This is a genomic window from Microcoleus sp. MON1_C1 (assembly GCF_036701945.1).
In the GTDB taxonomy this organism is placed as follows: Bacteria; Cyanobacteriota; Cyanobacteriia; order Cyanobacteriales; family Microcoleaceae; genus Microcoleus.
In genome coordinates, this window is the sequence record NZ_JAUBRO010000001.1 from 274,153 (window position 1) to 292,458 (window position 18,306).

Consider the following 18,306-nt stretch of genomic DNA (forward strand, 5'->3'; position numbering starts at 1 on the left):
AATAATCACGTGTTATCAAAAACTAGAATTCTGATTTTTTTACTAGGCATTTTAATAGCCCTCAGCCTAGAGTTGTTCATCGGAACGACAACTTTTGCTCAAAACATCGAAACAATTAAAATTTCCGGTACTGCTGCGGGTGTTAGCACTCGCTACATCGGTGCAGTCGAAGGCAATATCAATTTCGACATCAAAGATTTGCAAGATTTGGGAATTAATACCTACCGCATTTACGGCGGGATGTCCCGGTGGGAACCAGAAGACGACGACGGTAAATACGGTTGGCCATCTATTGACGAAATTAAGACAAATCCCAATATAATTAATTGGGCGCACTGGGATCAGATTATGACTAATCCGCCCCAGGGTAGCGATTATTGGTGGTCGGGACAACCCGGTACTGTTTGGCAAGGCAATGCCAGGACGATTTTTAATACTCTAAAAAAAGCAAATATTCGCCCGGTTGTCAGTATTCGTAATGTTGATAATAGCTGGCGGCCGAGTTGGGCGCTGCAACTGAATCCGCCGCGCACAGGAGAAGATTGGAACGAGTGGTGGGAACACGTTTTTGCTACGGTTTATTGGCTGAATGTTCGCAATGATTACCGCGTTGATGATTGGGAAATTCACAACGAACCGGATAATCGCGATCAGGGTTGGGGTGGGACTAGGGCTGACTATTTTGAATTGGTTAAGGTGGCAAAAGATGCGATCGACTTTGTTTACCAAACTTATTTGCCTTCGCGCACTTACCGCATCCACGGCCCGAAAACCGTAGGCGGCAGCAATTGGCCAGCTAGTGCTTTGCAGGAAATACCGAATTATTTTGATACAGTCAATGTCCACAACTACGATGCAGATATTTCTAACTACACCCGCAAAGTGCGCGGCTGGATGAACGGTACTGTCCGCGCTAACTCGCAGCTTTGGGTAGGAGAATGGGGAACTTACGAAATTAGCTACGGCGATTTATCTTTAGCTTTAAATTTGATTAAGAATTTGATTCGAGGTTCCCAACCGGGGGATAATTATATTTACGGCAGTCACATATTCTGTTTGTACGACTGGGGTAAGCAGGGACTGGCGGAAGGTTTGCTAGGTGATGAGGGAAAACGGCGCGCGAGCTACTATGCTTTGCGGATGGGAATTAGGGCATTGCAGGGCGGAAAAACTACATTTTTTCCTATCACTAACAGTTCGGATTTAATGGCAGTTGCAACTCTTGATGCTAGCAAGAATGTTTACTTGCTGGTTGTCAATGACCGAGCAACATCTTACACTGTTAATGCTGATATTTCGGAGCTGATAAAAACGGGTAATGGCACGGTGCGAGAGTTCAGTTCTAAAACAATGGATGAGGTTGTTGGTAGCTTAAGGCTGAAGGGCGGAAATGCGAGTTTTGCACTGGCGGGGAACAGCGCTATTCTCATCAAGTTCGATCGCCAGAATTGAAGCTCAAATCCTCTGGGCCATAATTGAGATAAGATAGAATTAGTTATGCTCAGAATTATTTATTTTCTGCCTATTTGGCCATCGAACCCTCGAACCCTCGAACCCTCAAACCCTCGAACCCCTAATTGCACAGTTGCCATACCTAAGTCGTCCTGTTGTGATTCCCCTCCTGTCGCTGGTAAATTGGTAGCGTGCAGGTATCTTGCCTCAAACAGAATCCGAGCGAGAGTTCCGTTGAGGGCCAGAAAGTAGGGTGCAGTCTAGACAATCCCAGAAATTCTTGCTCGTAAACCCGCAGCAGTTAGGCTAGGCGAGGAATTGCCTGCCCGCCTTCGTGTCCGCCGTCTGGCAGATAGCATTGGTTCTGAAAGTCAGAAGCCGTCAATTATCAGGATATGGCACGGAATTAATTTTAAATGCCAAGATGCTGGAAGTAGGGGTGAGTTTAATCGTACAGAAACTTTGAGCGCGCTTGGAAATCTCGCGGGCAAAGCCTCTCAATCAATCTGCTGCTTGCGATCGGGTTTTTCCAACAAATATCACTTTTATGCCCCCTGATGTTTATTCCCTCCCTCAGTCAGGTCATCAACCGCAATCCCCTCACCGTCACCCCTGAGACGCCCGTAGAAAAGGCGATCGAGCTGATGAGTAGCACAGGAGCCAGTTACGTCCTCGTGGTAGAACCGCGCGGGAATTTTCAACTCGGAAATCTCATGAACGGAACTTCCCGACAATCGCGGGAACAGTCGGGTTTCTACAACGGCGTACCGCGTGCGGTACACGCAGGAGGCAACGGGCTGGGTCTCAACGGCTCAAAAGCTCCCTATGCGGGCGGCCAGACAGTGCTGGGGATTTTTACAGCGCGAGATGTCGTACAGCTAAATTCGATCGGGGCTGCTTTGAGCGGATTTGCGATCGAACAAATCATGATCCGAACCGTAACTGTAGCGCGAGAATCGGAAATTCCCGACTTTTTTGCCTTAGCAAATCTCTTGGAGAAAAATCAGATCAGCCATTTGCCGATCGTCAGCGAGGCTGAAGAACTTGTTGGTTTAATTAGCTCTCAAAGCTTGGTGCAAATGTTGCAGGGAATTGGGGAATCTACACCAAAAGCAATTAGCAGCGCTTCGCCACCTGCGGCTTTCGCCTTCCCTCCGCCACTGCCAATTCTGAATCAGAAATTAGAGCTACCCGCAAGTTTAATTAAACTTTATCAAATCCCCCAAATAGCAGGCTCGCGAATAATTCACGCTCCTTCTAATTCTTCGGTTCGCTATTTGGCGCAACTGATGTTTAGACACAATGTTAGTTATGTATTAATCACTGAAACCCCCGATCAACACTCGACTGGTGCGGCTCACAATTCCAAATTTACAAATCCCAACCTTCACAAACTGGTTGGGGTGGTAAGTTCGCGGGATATTGTGCAGTTGCAGGCGCTGGGAAGAGACTCTAACAAAATTAAAGCGGGATCAATTTGCAGCAGTTCCCCGCCGCTGGTGCGATCGCACTCTACCCTCGAAGCAGCCGTCGCGCTGCTGCAAAAACACTACTGCCAGTTGCCTTTATTAGTCATTAACGAAACAAATCACCCGATCGGGATTATCAATCCTAAAACTATCCTTTTACAAGCGCTTGATTCAAAATCTCTGCATTCTGGCTTGATCGCTTTGCAGCGCCAGCTAGAATCTAGCAACGCTCAATACAAAAAACTCTCTGCAGAAATACAGCGGACAGCAGCAAATAGCCACGAGGTGGCTGAAATTTCTCACCACAGTTTCGTAGAGCGGCCAAATCTCCCCCCTGCAGTCAACAATCAGGGGATTTGGGACTGGAATCTCGAAACAGATGAGTTTTTTTATTCGGCGCGGTGGCAAGAAATGCTGGGCTACCAAGAAGGGGAAATCTCGAATCGCCGATTTGAATGGTGGAGTCGCATCCACCGAGATGATATTGACTCGGTAAAGGCAGCTTTAGAAGAACACTTCGCTGAAAAGACACCGGATTTTGCAGCAGAATATCGGATGTACTGTAAAGACGGCAGCACTGTCTGGGTGCTGAACCGAGGTCAAGTTTTACGCAGCGCTACCGGCAAACCGCTGCGGGTAGTAGGAACTCATACAGATATTACTCCAAACAAGCAGTTTGAAGTCAAAAACGGCGAGCACGATCGAGAACAATTCCATCTATTTGACTCTTTGAAAGCAACAGTAATTTTCCACATAGATGCGGCGGGGGTTTGGAAATTTCTCAACCGCGCTTGGACGGAAATTACGAATTTTCCGGTGCCCGAAAGTTTGGAAACTAATTTTTTAGAGTGGGTGCATCCAGAGGAGCGCGAGCAATGTGCAAATTTATTCGAGTCTTTGCTGTCGGGGAAGTCGGAATTTGAACGCCGAGAACTGCGATTTAAGTCCAAGTCGGTTTCAGGGAAAAACTCCTTGGGAATTCACAGTAATTCCGGCTTTGTTTCCGTGGAACTATTTGCCCAAGTCCGGCGGAATTCCCAAGGCGAAATAGCGGGAATTTTCGGGACTTTGCACGATGTCTGCAACCGCCTCGAAGGAGTTGAGGAACTGCGGGAAAGCGAGCGCGCAATTCGATCGCTCTACGAGGTAATGGTGACCTCGGAAGGCTCTTTTGACGATCGAACGATCCGGTTGCTGGCAATGGGCTGTAGTCAGTTTGGAATGGATATCGGGCTGTTGGGCAGGGTTTTGGGCGATCGCTACGAAGTGATTGCGGCTTATGTACCGGAAGATTTTCCCTTTGGATTTGCTAAAGGAGACGGTTTTGCTTTGAGCAGAACCTTTGAGCGAGAGGTTTTGCGATCGAGCGAACCTATTTCTGTCGAATCAGCCGGCACTACTCAGTGGCGCAACCACCCCGCTTACAGCGTCCGCAAGTTGGAGGCTTTTGTGGGGACGAGGGTAATAGTCCAAGGGCGAGTTTTTGGCACTTTGAGCTTTACTTCCCGCACCACTAAATCTCCTTTTAAACCGCTGAATTTTGAAATTTTAAAGTTGATGGGCAATTACATCGGCGCAGAAATTGCCCGCGAAGAGCGAGAGCGAACTTTGCAACGTCAGTACCAGCGCGTTTTACTACTCAAACAAATTACTCAAAAAGTGCGATCGACCTTAGATACTCAAGAAATTTTTCAGACTACCGCCACCCAAATCGGCCGCGTGTTTGGTGTCAATCGCTGTACAATTCATACCTATCTTTCCGAACCTTATCCCCACCTTCCTTGCGTGGCGGAATACTTAGAACCCGGTCACGAATCGGCTTTAGATTTAGAACTTTCTGTCACTTATAACCCGTACACCGAAAAACTCCTCGCTGAGGATATAGCCCTAGCATCTCCCGATGTGTTTGCCGATCCTTTGCTGGAATCTTCGGGGCCGATGTGCCGCCGCATCGGATTAAAATCTATGTTGGCTGTTCGCACTTCCTATCAAGGAGAACCGAATGGAATTATTACTTTGCACCAGTGCGATGCAACTCGCCAGTGGAATCCGGACGAAATTGAACTCTTAGAAGATGTGGCCGCTCAAGTCGGCATTACCTTAGCTCAAGCACAACTTTTAGAAACGGAAGTTCAGCGACAGCGACAGTTAGCCGAGCAAAATGAAGCTTTGGATCAAGCACGACAAGCGGCGGAAGTTGCTAATAGAGCTAAGAGCGAATTTTTAGCGACTATGAGTCACGAAATCCGCACTCCAATGAATGCGGTAATCGGGATGACGGGCTTGCTGCTGGATATGGAACTAACTCCTGAACAGCGTGATTTTGTGGAGACAATTCGTACCAGCGGCGATGCTTTGCTGACTATTATTAACGATATTCTAGACTTTTCTAAGATTGAATCTGGAAAATTGGATTTGGAACGCAGCCCCTTCGAGCTGCAAAACTGTATAGAAGAATCTCTAGAATTACTGGCTCCGAGAGCCTCAGAAAAAGGTTTAGAGCTGGCTTACTTTATTGATGATTCTGTTCCGAAAAACATTTTAGGAGATGTCACGAGGCTGCGCCAAATTTTGGTAAATCTGCTGGGGAATGCAGTTAAGTTTACAGAATCTGGAGAAATTGTGGTGTGCTGTACAGCTAGGCAAATTGAACAGGTAGCGGCTAACAGTTCGCCAGATAGAATTAATATTCTAGCGCCACAACCGCTCGCAATTAACCAGGGAGAGTTGGCACATAGCAGACAATACGAGATTCAATTTGCTGTCCAAGATACGGGAATTGGCATTCCGCCAGACCGCATGGATCGCCTGTTTAAAGCTTTTTCGCAGGTGGATGCTTCGACAACGCGACATTACGGCGGGACGGGTTTGGGACTGGCTATCAGCCAGCGTTTGAGCGATATGATGGGCGGTACAATGTGGGTTGTCAGCCAGGTTACTCCGGGAAGTTCTAAGTCTCAATCGGCCGTTTCTGCGATCGGACAAAGTATCGCTGGAAGGTCGCCAGCAGAATTTACTCCGCCGTCGATATCCGGTTCGGGTTCGATTTTTTATTTCACGGTGACTGCTGAAGCGAATGACATCCGGGCTGAGGAAAAAAGGCCAGAATTTGCCGCTGGTAAGCGCTTGTTAATTGTTGAGCATCATGCCATTAATCGGCAAGTTTTGATCCGGCAGGCAGAGTCTTGGGGAATGATACCCGTGGCTGTAACTTCGGGTGCTGAGGCTTTGGAAATCATCAAAGGAAACTCGCCGCTCGATTTAGCTATTTTGGCGATGAATCTACCCGATATGGACGGTGTGGCTTTGGCTGTGGAGATTCGGAAATTGGAGCTGAGCAATTTGTCGGGCGGCGACAATCTAAATCCGAATGGCCTCGTTAAAAACACTCGCAAAATAGCACTACCTTTGGTGCTGTTTACTTATTTAAGTAAGGCGGAAGTTTGGAAAAAACTTGAAACTACAGAAGTACATTTTTCTGCTTTTTTAACTAAGCCTTTAAAACAGTCCCAGTTTTATAATGTGTTGCTGCAAGTTTTTGGATATGTTACTGGCAGAAGCGGCAGGGGAGAAGTTTCAAATGTGGTGACTTTGACTTCGGGATTGAAGTATTTTGAAAATTCTCAAGAACAGCACCGCGTGCAGCGGACGCCTGCTGTTTTGAGGCAGGTTGCGGCGAATTCTGCCGGACAGGATGCAGCTAATTCTAGTCAGATTCGGATTTTGCTGGCTGAGGACAATGTGGTGAATCAAAAAGTCGCTACGCATTTACTCGACAGGATAGGATATCGGGCTGATATTGCGGCTAATGGGTTGGAGGTTTTGGAGGCGCTGAAGCGGCAATCTTACGATGTTGTGCTGATGGATGTGCAGATGCCGAACATGGATGGGTTGGAAGCGACGCGCCGCATTTGTCAGGAATGGCCTGCTAACAAGAAGCCGAGAATTATTGCGATGACTGCTAATGCGATGCAGGGCGATCGCGAAAAGTGTCTGGAAGCAGGTATGGACGATTATATTACTAAGCCCGTGCGCCGGGAAGAGTTGGCGATCGCCTTGAGCAAGTGCTCACCTCTGAATCGGGATGAATTGGAGGCGGTTACTGAGCAAAACAATCCAGATATTTCCGATCGCATTGACAGTGATAATGGGGCATCTTCGAGCGTTCAACCGGGAGCCGATTCGCCGATTGATTTTCATATTTTGCAAAATCTCCGCGAGCTAGACGATGATGAAGACCCAGATTTTTTGGGGGAGCTGATTAAGATATATTTGGAAGACGCACCGCAACATTTAGAAACTATTAAGGAGGCTATTTTTCTCGGCGATGCTGATAGTTTGAAGCTCGCTTCTCACACGCTGAAGTCGAGCAGCGCCAATTTAGGAGCGGTGTCTTTTTCTGCTGTTTGCAAGGAGTTGGAGTATATGGGTCGCGTGGCGGTTGAATCTGGAGGGGAACAGGTTTTTGATGTGAGTACGGCGCGCGATCGCCTGTTGGAAGCCCAAGCGGAGTGGGAAAAGGTGCGGGCGGCTTTTGAGACGGAATTGGAAACGGGGAAGTTGCGATCGCAAATAGGGTAATTTCTAATTGGTAATGGGTAATTGCTAATGGGGAATTGCCCTTACCGATTACCAGAAGAGCTATTTAACTTTCACCTAAATATGCTTTGCGAACAGTTTCATTTGACTGCAAATCACTAGCAGTACCAGCGACTACAACCTGACCGGTTTGGATGACATAGCCGCGGTGGGCTACACTTAAAGCCATGCGAGCGTTTTGTTCCACCAGTAAAATAGTTGTTCCTTCAGCATTAATATCGCGGACGATCGCAAAAATTTGACTGACTAACATCGGAGCCAATCCCATACTCGGCTCGTCCAATAATAACAAGCGGGGGCGCGACATCAAAGCCCGGGCGATCGCCAACATTTGCTGTTCGCCGCCGCTGAGAGTTCCCCCTTTTTGACTAATTCTTTCTCGCAAACGAGGAAATAAATTTAATGCTTTTTCCATATCCGACTTGATACCGAGAGTATCGTTGCGGAGATAAGCACCCATTTCTAGGTTTTCTTGCACCGTCATTCGCGGAAAAATCAACCGCCCTTCGGGACTTTGAGAAATCCCCAAACGGACGATCGCCTCTGTAGATAGTGCTTCTAAAGGCTTTCCCTCAAATAATACAGTGCCTTGGCGCGGGCGCAGCAGTCCTTGAATTGTGCGGAGAGTTGTAGTTTTCCCCGCCCCGTTGCTGCCGATTAATGTCACAACTTCTCCCTGCGAGACTGTTAGCGATACTCCTTTGAGAGCGTGGATATTTCCGTAGTAAGTGTGAATGTCTTTAATTTCCAACATAATTACTCTTTCTGCTTTGTGCTTTATTATATTATCCAGACTAATTATAAATTTTTATTGCATTTATTTAAAATTAACTTTTTTTATAGTAATCAGTAATTTTACTTAGGTCAACACCCGCCCTAGCTCCCATACAATGTATTTTTAGTAGCTGTGGCGACCAACTTTACAGAATTTTTACTTAAACACAAGATTTCTTGACAGTAGCTTTACAAAAATCTCTAAGTAAATAGGTAGTATTAATACGTAAGCGAAACCAACCGCTACAAGTTACCAATAACAGCACTTAAAATTTTTCAAATTTAAGGAAATCTACCATGAAATTCAATCACAGTACCGGAGCGATCGCATTTTTATTAGCAACTCCTTTAGTAACCGGCTTGACTGTAGGCATTGCCCCTAGCAGTGCTGCAATAATCGCAGGTTCTGCTGCAGAAGTAACCATTGACGACTTCAGTCACAGACCGACTGGGACAGGTACATTCACTAACAGTAACACTCAGACAAGAGCGACCAGGGGTTTTGTTATTAGCAAAGCGAATGCTGAGGCAGCTTTTATATCTAACTGTCACGAATTGCTGGCAGCAAATCTCTCGCAAAGTGGAGTCATAGGCACCGGGAATAACTATTCCGGTTTAGCCAAAAGTCAAGCAGCAGTGATCGGTGACTTCTCTATTAAGGCAAAAGAAACTTTTTCCTTCACTGTTCAGACTATTTTACATCTTTTAACATCTGTTACTAATCCCCAATCAGAACGGGCTAGCGCCACAGGTAGTATATCTTTTGCATTAATTGACACTGTTTCTAACATTCTTTTAGACTCATTTCAATTTGGGATCGGTTTGCACTCTTTTAAAGCCCCGGAATTAAGTTTGTCATACAACCTCGCTGGAAACTTTAATCCCACACAAATTAATTTTGCTTTTCTCGCTCAAGGTAATACAACAAGCCTGAGCTTGTATACTTCCGGAGTGTATTCGCGGACTTTTGACAGCACCACTAATTTAAAATTAGTAGAAGTTAAGAACAATATCGCAGGGGCACAAGCGCAACCAGTTCCCCAAGCAGAACCAGTTCCCGAACCTACTACTATATTAGGCACTGCCATGTTTTTCGGTTTCCTCACCAAGAGGCGAAAACTTAAGAATCAATTGTCTGAAGTTAAATCAAAAGTTTAGGAATGACGCAAAACATCTAACTAGGTCAACTATGCTGTTAGATACCCGACTTATTTAATAAGAAGTCGGGTATCTAGTTATTCTGTATTATCCATTGCCCTCTTCTTCTTTTCCCAAATATGCCTCAATTACCCGAGGATCTGCGCGAACTTGATCCGGAGTTCCCTCAGCAATTTTAGTACCATACTCCATCACACTAACGCGATCGCTAATTCCCATCACCACCTTCATATCGTGTTCAATCAGCAAAATACTCAACTTCAACTCATCGCGAATCCGGTAAATAAAGCGAGTTAAATCAGCCGTTTCGTTCGGATTCATCCCCGCAGTCGGTTCGTCCAAAAGCAGCACTTTCGGATCGGAAGCCAAAGCCCTGGCAATTTCCAATCTCCGCTGGTCGCCGTAGGAAAGGTTTTTTGCCAACTCCGGCGCTTTAGAAGCACCTAAACCGACAAAATCCAGCATAGTCAGCGCTTTTATTTTAGCTTCTCGTTCCTCAATCATCGCAGCCGGAGGGCGGAGGATTGCGCCCAACAAACCTGTTTTTAATCGGCAGTGTCTGCCTACTAAAACATTATCCAGCACAGTCATATTGTTAAACAAACGGATATTTTGAAAAGTTCTAGCAATGCCGAAAGTTGTCAGGTGATCCGGCGGTAAACCGGTGATATTTTTATTTTCAAGTACCAACTGTCCCCCACTCGGTTTATAGATCCCCGTCAGCATATTAAAAAAAGTAGTTTTGCCCGCACCGTTGGGGCCTATCAAACTGGCGATCGAGCCTTTTTCTAATGTTAGACTAACCTGGTTGACTGCCGTCAAACCGCCGAATCGCATGGTAAGTTGCTGTGCTTCTAATAATGACATTGGGGTTGTGTTTCCTAATATTAGTTAAGTTGTTATAGCTCGGATTCTATATAATACCAAATCCGCTCGGTTAAAGTGCGTCAGCTTGGCTGTGGTGGGATGCTGGTTACGACACCGAAAGATTTGGGCATCGGAATGCGTTACAGAAAGTCTTGGGCTAAGCTTCATGACTGCGTTTCGGTTTAAGGTTTCCCCTTGAGTTTAAGGACAAAAAGGGTGGAAAATTAAATTACACGGGTAGTGTTCCAGGAGGATCGGCTACTCGAGTAAGGGGTAGTATTGAGGCCGGAACTATGATGAAGCTTGGTTTGCTAGTGCGATCGCGAAGCGTCTCCGCAGAAAAATCGCCAAACAACGACTTAGGAATCGGAAAAGTTACCGCTCTATCCTACTCTACAGCAACAGTTGAATACTTCTGCTCAATTGGGCAACGCCTTGAAAAAACCTTACCCTTAACTTCGCTTTATAGAGTTCAACTCCCGCCTCAGACACGATGCTACATCCAGTCAGAAAGCCAGGATACATGGATAATTGGCAGAATTTTTGACTGGGACGAAGACAAAGGTCAGTATCGAATCGATCTACCCGATAAAAAGATAGCATTCGTTGCTGAACAGGAAATTTATGTTCGTTGCAACCTACCCATCGATGACCCCATCGAAACTTTAGCGATGAAAGGTCAGGAAACGCCCTACTTTCACGATCGACGTTTAGCTTTTGTCCAGTGTCTCATCCAACAACGCGCTGTCAGTCGCGGGATGACAGGGCTGATTTCTGCCAATATTGACCTTTATCCTCATCAAGTTGAAGTTGTCCGCCGCGTACTCGAAGACCCCATTCAACGTTACCTATTAGCTGATGAAGTTGGACTGGGAAAGACGATCGAAGCAGGTGCTATTCTTCGCCAGTATCTCCTCGATCGACCGCAGGGACGTGCAGTGGTGCTTGTACCGCAATACCTGCGGGAACAGTGGCTTCAAGAATTAGAACATAAATTCTATGTCTCTGACTTGGACAATCGTGTCCAGGTACTTGCAGTAGAGGATGTCGATCGAGTCAGCCCGAATGCCGATTTGGGCTTCCTGATTTTAGATGAAGCACATCATATCGCAGCAATGGCGACCTCTTCAGATTCGATAAAGCGCAGGCGTTTCCAGACTTGCAAACACCTCGCTCATAAAAGCGATCGCCTACTTCTATTATCTGCAACTCCAGTTCTCAATCACGAGCAAGATTTCCTGGCGATGCTGCACTTACTCGATCCGATCACCTATCAACTTGATGATTTAGAAGGTTTTCGTGCGAGGGTGAAAAACCGCCAACAAATTGGTCGAGTTTTACTCTCATTTAAAGAGAAAGCAAATCCGTTTGTGCTTAAAACTAACCTCAACCAACTGCGAAACCTTTTTGCTGAAGATAAATATCTGCTAAATCTCGTAGAGGAATTACAAAATTGTTTGCTTTCTAAAGAAACACTCCCGGCCGATCGAGATCGAATTGTGCGATCGATTCGCACCCACATCAGCGACACCTATCGGTTACACCGTCGAATGCTCCGCAACCGTCGCGCTGCGGTGGAAGATGTAATTTTTGCCCGAAATGTGACACCAAAAGTAGAGTATGACTTAGATGAGCGATCGCCCCAAATTCACGAACTAATTGATGAATGGCGCACAGTCGCTCCTAACCAACAACAATATCAGCAAATTTTTCTACTTTTATTCCGTGCTAGCGGGACTTGGTTAGGGATTTTAGCGCAAGTGCTGGAAACCCGTTTAAGCGGCATCTCCCATTCTGCCTTGATTCAAGAATTTGGTGCCGATCATATCCGCATTCTGACCGAAACCCCTAAATTTTCTGGGGAAGAACAGATTTTGCAATCTTTACTAAGGATTATTCAGCAACCTTCAGAAGAAGGATCTCGCCTCGAATTACTAAAGATAGTGATACTTTATCATCTTTCAGAGACTTTTAAACTTCAATCTTATCGCAGCAACCTTCATAAATTGCTCGAACAGGTGCAACAGCGAATTCGCAGACCGATATCGGGAACTCTCCTACCTAAAATTGTCATTTTCACCAGTTTTGCCCAAACAGGCGCTGAAATTTTCCGGTGCTTATCAGATACCTTTGGTCAGGCATCTGTAGCTAGCCATCAATTAGGACAGTCTCGTTCTCATGTTGAGAAAAGCCTCAACCAGTTCAAAAATGACCGAAATAGTTTTATCCTTGTTTGCGATTCCTCTGCTGAAGAAGGTCGGAACTTTCAATTTGTTGATTGGATGATTCATTTCGATCTTCCCTGGTCGCCAAATCGTTTAGAACAAAGGATTGGTAGGATCGATCGCATTGGTCGCCCTTTAAATGTTCAATTTACAGTATTCGCCGGCTCAGACTTAGAGGATAGCCCTCACGATGCTTGGTATCAATTATTAAAAAACGGTTTCGGCATCTTTCATCAATCAATTGCCAGTCTCCAGTTTTATGTAGATGAAAAACTACCAGGACTGGTAACCACTCTGTTTCAATCTGGTGCTAGTGTACTCTTGGAAATGATAGGGACTATCCAACAAGAAATTGCTGAAGAACAGGTAAAAATTAGCGAACAAAACGCTTTAGATGAAATAGATGCCCAGGATGAAAACGCTACCCAATATTTTCAAACTTTAGATGATTATGATGCTCGCCATCAGGAAATTAAACGAGCAACAGAAGACTGGATATGTCAAGCACTGCACTTCAAACAAATTGACGATCCGAATTTAGAAAAAGTAGGGCGTTATCAACCTACTAAGCGCACTCTAATTCCCATCCACGATCTGCAAACTCGCTTTGCTGCTTATGCACAACCCTGTGGTACTTATAACCGGAGAATATCAACTCAATATCCTGGTGTCAACCTCTACCGTATTGGGGAAGGATTTGTGGAAGCACTAGCATCTTATATCCATTGGGATGACAGGGGTCAAGCATTTGCAATCTGGCGATGCGATGAATCTTGGGATGCTGGGGAAGGGATGGAATGGTTCGGTTTTCGCTTTAATTATATAGTCGAAGCCAATTTAGAGATAGCCCAAAAAGTTTTAACATATTTTGGAATAGATCATCACAAATACAAGGCTCTAAAGCGACGTACAGATGCGCTACTTCCCCCAAATATAGAGACAATTTTCATGGATGCTCGGTATGAACCAATGAGCATTGGGCTCTCCTGAGTTTATGGTGTAAAATAGATCAACCAAGACAGTTATAGTGATGAGCTTTCATTTAGACTATCTATTAGACTTGCCTGGAGTCAAGGTTGAAACTTGCACTCAAATTGAAGGACAAATTTACTTTCGTTTGAGTGCTTTAGCATCAGGAATAGTTTGTCCTCACTGTGATAATTATATAGAAGAACTCCATCAGAATCGACCTATATTAGCCAGAGATTTGTCAGTTTTCGGTCGTTCTGTGTATTTACAAGTACCTCGTCGGCAGTTTTACTGCGCTAGCTGTCAACGTTACGTTACAGAAAGATTAGAATTTTTGGACAAAAACAGACGGCATACTCAACGATACGAACAAAATATTTATGCGCGTGTTCAACACTCAAGCATGGAACAAATAGGGCGAGAAGAAGGATTGAGTTATGACGAAATTAAAGGTATTTTTACTCATGTGAATTCCTGTCAAAAAAAAGCTGTTGGGAGTCAGTTAAACGAGTGAGTATAGATGAGATAAGTATGAGAAAAGGAAAAGGAAGTTTGGTAACTGTTGTCAGTGACATAGAGGGGGGTAATTTGATTGAAATGATTGACTCTCACCGTCAACCAGACCTAATTGAAGCCCTTATAAAACAACCGTTTGAGGTTCGAGAACAGGTTGAGGAAGTGAGTATTGATATGTGGGGAGGATTTCCAAAAGTTATAGAACAAGTATTCCCAAATGCCAAAATTGTTATCGACCGTTTTCACGTGATGAAAGCAGTTAATAAAGACTTGAATAAGTTGCGCCGAGCAGTAGGAATTACAGATAGAGGCAGCAAATACTTATTGTTGAGTAATCGAAGCAACCTTAATTCCGACCAAATTGAAAGGTTGGCAATCACCTTGGGAAAATCAGAATGCTTAAGAATTGCTTATGAGATGAAAGAAGAGTTTCAGGAAATATACGAAACCGATATGACCGTCTAAATAGCCCAGACAAAGTTCAAGGATTGGCTGAAATATGCGACGATATTTTTTAAAGAATCATGTTCGACAATTGTTAATCATTTTGAAGGGATTTGTAATTACTTTCTTAATCGCACAACAAGTGGAGTGATGGAAGGAATAAATAATCGAATTAAGTTAATTATGCGACAAGGATATGGCTTTTCAAACTTTGATAATTTTCGAGAACGCGTATTAGCGTGCTTTTCTAATTAGATAAAAATATCACCGCAAGTTCAGGAGAGCCGAGCATTGTTGAAGATGAAGCACTTTTGAATATCCTGCAACGTCCCTATAAAGGTAAAAACAGTCATCCATGCCGAGATTACAACTTGGCAAAAAGTCGGTTGCCGATTTTGAATGAGTTTATTGATGCTAGTAATTGGCAAGAATTTTGTCATCAGGCGCGTCGGACTTCTGAAACATTGTTGGGCGAGCGCACTTCTTTCATCGAACTCTGCGAACAACAGGCCCAAATTGCCGAACAGAAACTAGAAAAAAGACTTGCTCAACTGCGCCTGCGTCTTAACCGCTTAGCTCAAAGCCAACAAACTTCGCATTCATTATTAGCGCAAGAAGTAAACATAGAAACTGCTTTAAGTCAAGCTATTTTAGAAGGAATTCGCCATCCCAGAATCAAGCTTGATTCTGTAGGATTCATCATTGTTTCTGGGCGAGTTCCCGTTCAATTTCAGAAAGAGGGGGATGAGTGATGGCTGATTCATTCCAAGAGTTCAGAGACATTCTACAGACAGGTAATGTACCTGCTGATACAAGTCAGTTTTCAGAAGCTTGTCAAAGGCGTTTGCGTGATGCTTTGGCTGCTGTGGGAACTCCTGACGCGCCAGGAAAAGGAGATATTGCTGCTTTAGTGCGTCACCTACTGCGGCGGGAAGATGAGCTACAGGGCGGAATGCCCCAAATTATAAAAGTACCTCGGACTTCTCCTTTCCCGAATCGCGAAATTTGGCGGCAAAGCGGTATCAATATTTTGCGTGAAGGTTCGGATTACTATTTAATTAGCGCTCGTCCTTGGCAACCAAATTGGCTGAATTTTTCCGAACAATATGCTCTAGACAAACGCGTATTTAAAGAGGAAATTCGCCGTAACTACGAGCCTGTAGCGGGAGATCCGTTTCTGGAATTGGTGGATTTGAATAAATATCGGAGTGTAGGGCAACGTGAAGCAATTCGTGCTGTTTTGACGGCTCCTGAGAGTTCGACACTTGTGATTAATCTGCCTACGGGTTCGGGAAAAAGTCTCTGCGCTCAATTGCCAGCGCTTTTGCGATCGCAAATTGCTGGTGTCAGTGTCATTGTTGTGCCGACTACAGCACTAGCGATCGACCAAGAACGAGCTTTGAAACGTTTTGTTAACCATGCGACTGCTTATTATGGCGATGAGTCTGGGGAAGGACAACAGAGACGGAAGGAAATTTGCGATCGCATTCGCAACGGCACCCAGCGCATCGTTTTCACCTCACCCGAAAGCTTGATGAGTTCCCTTGCACCTGCTATTTACGAAGCCGCAAGTTTAAAAATGTTGAGGTATTTCGTAATAGATGAAGCTCATATCGTCGAGCAGTGGGGCGATGAATTTCGCACAGAATTCCAAGAACTTCCCGGCTTGCGAAGAGACTTGTTGCGTTTAACTTCTTTTACAACTTTATTGCTGACTGCAACCTTAACCGAATCCTGTTTGGATACCCTGGAAACTTTATTCGGCAAACCCGGCCCGTTTCAAGTGATATCTGCCGTGCAGTTGCGACCAGAACCCTCTTACTGGTTTGCTTGGTGTGAAAGTGAAGAAGTCAGAAAAGAGCGACTAATTGAAGCTGTTTATCATCTCCCTCGCCCTCTGATTGTTTACGCCACAAAACGCGAAGATGTGAGGCGATGGAAACAGGATTTGTTGCGTGCTGGATTCAAGCGGTGTGCCATTATGACCGGAGATTCTAGCCCAGCAGAACGCTCTCAACTGATTGAAGACTTGCGCGAGAGACGAGTTGATATAGTCGTTGCTACTTCGGCTTTCGGATTGGGCGTGGATCAGTCCGATGTTCGAGCCGTAATTCATGCCTGCATCCCAGAAACTATCGATCGTTTCTATCAAGAAGTCGGTCGAGGAGGTCGAGACGGCAAGGCAGCAATCTCGCTCACATTGCATACCAATGAAGACTTAGACATTGCCCAGTATCTTAATGACAAATCTGCAATTACGATCAAACGGGGTTTAGAGCGGTGGGACAGTATGTTTTTCAAGAAAACAATTCTTCCCGATGGTCGGTTTCGCGTTCCCGTCAATATTCCTCCATCTTTCCAACTAGCAGATATTGACATGAACAGCAAAAAGAATCAGGAGTGGAACATCTGCACTTTAACGCTGATAAGTCAGGCTGGTTTAATCGAAATGGATGCCGAACGACCGCCGCTAATCCAAAATTTTGAATCGAACGACGCTTATCAAAAAGCTTTGGAACTGCACCGAGAATCCCGATTTATTCGTATTTTAGATGAATCGCATCTGAAAGCCGAAACCTGGGAACGTAAAGTAGAACCAATTCGCCAGCAACGCCAAAACTGGAGCTATAGAAACTTGGAATTGATGCGCGAGGCTTTACGACCAAAACGTTGTATTTCGGAAATATTAGCTGAAGCTTACACAATACGCGATCGTGCAATACCAGAACCGAGAAAGCAGGTGATAGTTTCTCGTGCTTGCGGCGGATGTCCCATTTGCAGAAAAAATAGGGACTCGCTATTTGCAGGCATTATGCCCGCGCCGATATCTGTATGGCCAAACCCTAAACTTTTTGTAGGTGAAGAACTAGAACGATTGCTAGCAGGAGATAAATTAATGCTAATTTTCTATGAATCTATGGAGGAGAAAAATTGGAAAGGTAAAAGCCCTCAACTTTTTCAATGGTTGAGGGAGCAGGGAATTAGGAATTTAGTTGTTAGTCGCGAATTTTATAGTACATTAATTAAAGAACCAAATCTAATCCCAGATGCTTTTCTCTTTTTGTTTGAAAACTATCAACCCATTCTGATGCCGCGCATTCCTACCCTGATATTTCATCCGCATGGAAAGGCTATTCCTGAGAAATATCTGTCACCAAACAGAACTTCTGACGCGCCGCTGATTATCCTGCTTCCCGTAGATACACCCGATCCCAGTCGCAATGACCGCAAGCTAATTGATATTTTTCCAGGTAAATATTTTATGTTTAACCACTTTTGTAAGGAGGTGAATTTATGAGCGTATTAAAAACTGCTTTGGCGGCTCCTAGCCGAATGCGAGGCATATTTAGATATTTGCTTCAAGCCCCCAAACAGTGTGAAAACAGGGGAAAACTCACTAGCCTGCTTTCTCCCGATAAATTGTCAGAAGGGAGAAACAAAGGTGCGGAACATCCGATGTTTGATGCTGCACTGCGAGAAAGTATCAAGTGCGGTTTATTAATCGAAGAAAAGGAGGACATTGCTATAAATTTTAATCTTACCGAAGAAGCTCGACATCCTCAAACTGGCGATAAGTTGTTGCCGGATACGCTGGCAAAGTTATTTTTCGCTTCTGATAACGAAGATGAAGGAGATTTTGGTCGGTTAATAGCATGGTATTTAGCCCAAGATATTTATAACGCTCCCGGTACTTGGGAAGAAGTAGAACAGCTTGTCGCAGAGCAGGGAGTTGATGAATCTTTAGATTTGAAATTATCCAGCAATAGTCTGTTCGGTCAAGTCGCGGACTGGATGTGTTATTTGGGGTTTGCTTGGAGTCATGCTTGAGGAGG

The 18,306-nt window shown here is 44.8% G+C and carries 9 protein-coding genes and 1 pseudogene; 8 read left to right on the plus strand and 2 right to left on the minus strand.

Annotation, left to right across the window (positions count from 1 at the left end; all coding sequences use genetic code 11):
• Positions 1-9 precede the first annotated feature (9 nt).
• On the plus strand, positions 10-1,452 hold the full coding sequence (locus QUA62_RS01060) for a hypothetical protein (RefSeq protein ID WP_333402001.1): 1,443 nt from the start codon (positions 10-12) through the stop codon (positions 1,450-1,452).
• Between the two features lie 557 nt (positions 1,453-2,009).
• Positions 2,010-7,502: a response regulator gene (locus tag QUA62_RS01065; protein WP_333402002.1), complete on the plus strand. Its 5,493-nt coding sequence runs from the start codon at positions 2,010-2,012 to the stop codon at positions 7,500-7,502.
• Positions 7,503-7,566: 64 nt separating this feature from the next.
• Here QUA62_RS01065 and QUA62_RS01070 read toward each other — a convergent pair whose 3' ends face one another.
• On the minus strand, positions 7,567-8,274 hold the full coding sequence (locus QUA62_RS01070) for an ABC transporter ATP-binding protein (protein WP_006631855.1): 708 nt from the start codon (positions 8,272-8,274) through the stop codon (positions 7,567-7,569).
• A gap of 317 nt (positions 8,275-8,591) precedes the next feature.
• On the opposite strand from QUA62_RS01070, the gene QUA62_RS01075 reads away from it, so the two are divergent.
• Positions 8,592-9,452 carry a PEP-CTERM sorting domain-containing protein gene (locus tag QUA62_RS01075; RefSeq protein ID WP_333402003.1) on the plus strand — a complete coding sequence of 287 codons (861 nt, stop codon included), beginning with the start codon at positions 8,592-8,594 and terminating at the stop codon, positions 9,450-9,452.
• A gap of 87 nt (positions 9,453-9,539) precedes the next feature.
• Here the strand turns inward: QUA62_RS01075 and QUA62_RS01080 are convergent, their stop codons facing one another.
• On the minus strand, positions 9,540-10,319 hold the full coding sequence (locus QUA62_RS01080) for an ABC transporter ATP-binding protein (RefSeq protein ID WP_333287014.1): 780 nt from the start codon (positions 10,317-10,319) through the stop codon (positions 9,540-9,542).
• Between the two features lie 293 nt (positions 10,320-10,612).
• On the opposite strand from QUA62_RS01080, the gene dpdE reads away from it, so the two are divergent.
• The 5 genes and pseudogenes from dpdE to QUA62_RS01110 all read left to right on the plus strand — a co-directional run bounded on the left by dpdE (position 10,613) and on the right by QUA62_RS01110 (position 18,301).
• The gene (gene dpdE / locus QUA62_RS01085; RefSeq protein WP_333402004.1) at positions 10,613-13,534 is read left to right on the plus strand and encodes a protein DpdE; all 2,922 of its coding nucleotides are present in this window, start codon (positions 10,613-10,615) and stop codon (positions 13,532-13,534) included.
• A 40-nt stretch (positions 13,535-13,574) separates the two neighbouring features.
• Positions 13,575-14,728: pseudogene (locus QUA62_RS29285) on the plus strand (ISL3 family transposase).
• A 56-nt stretch (positions 14,729-14,784) separates the two neighbouring features.
• Complete coding sequence (locus QUA62_RS01100) at positions 14,785-15,225, plus strand: hypothetical protein (protein ID WP_333402006.1); 441 nt, start codon at positions 14,785-14,787, stop codon at positions 15,223-15,225.
• Positions 15,225-17,771: a protein DpdF gene (dpdF, locus tag QUA62_RS01105; RefSeq protein WP_333402007.1), complete on the plus strand. Its 2,547-nt coding sequence runs from the start codon at positions 15,225-15,227 to the stop codon at positions 17,769-17,771. The genes QUA62_RS01100 and dpdF overlap by 1 nt, the downstream gene beginning before the upstream one ends.
• Positions 17,768-18,301, plus strand: a complete 534-nt coding sequence (locus QUA62_RS01110) for a hypothetical protein (protein WP_333402008.1) — start codon at positions 17,768-17,770, stop codon at positions 18,299-18,301. The genes dpdF and QUA62_RS01110 overlap by 4 nt, the downstream gene beginning before the upstream one ends.
• Positions 18,302-18,306 lie beyond the last annotated feature (5 nt).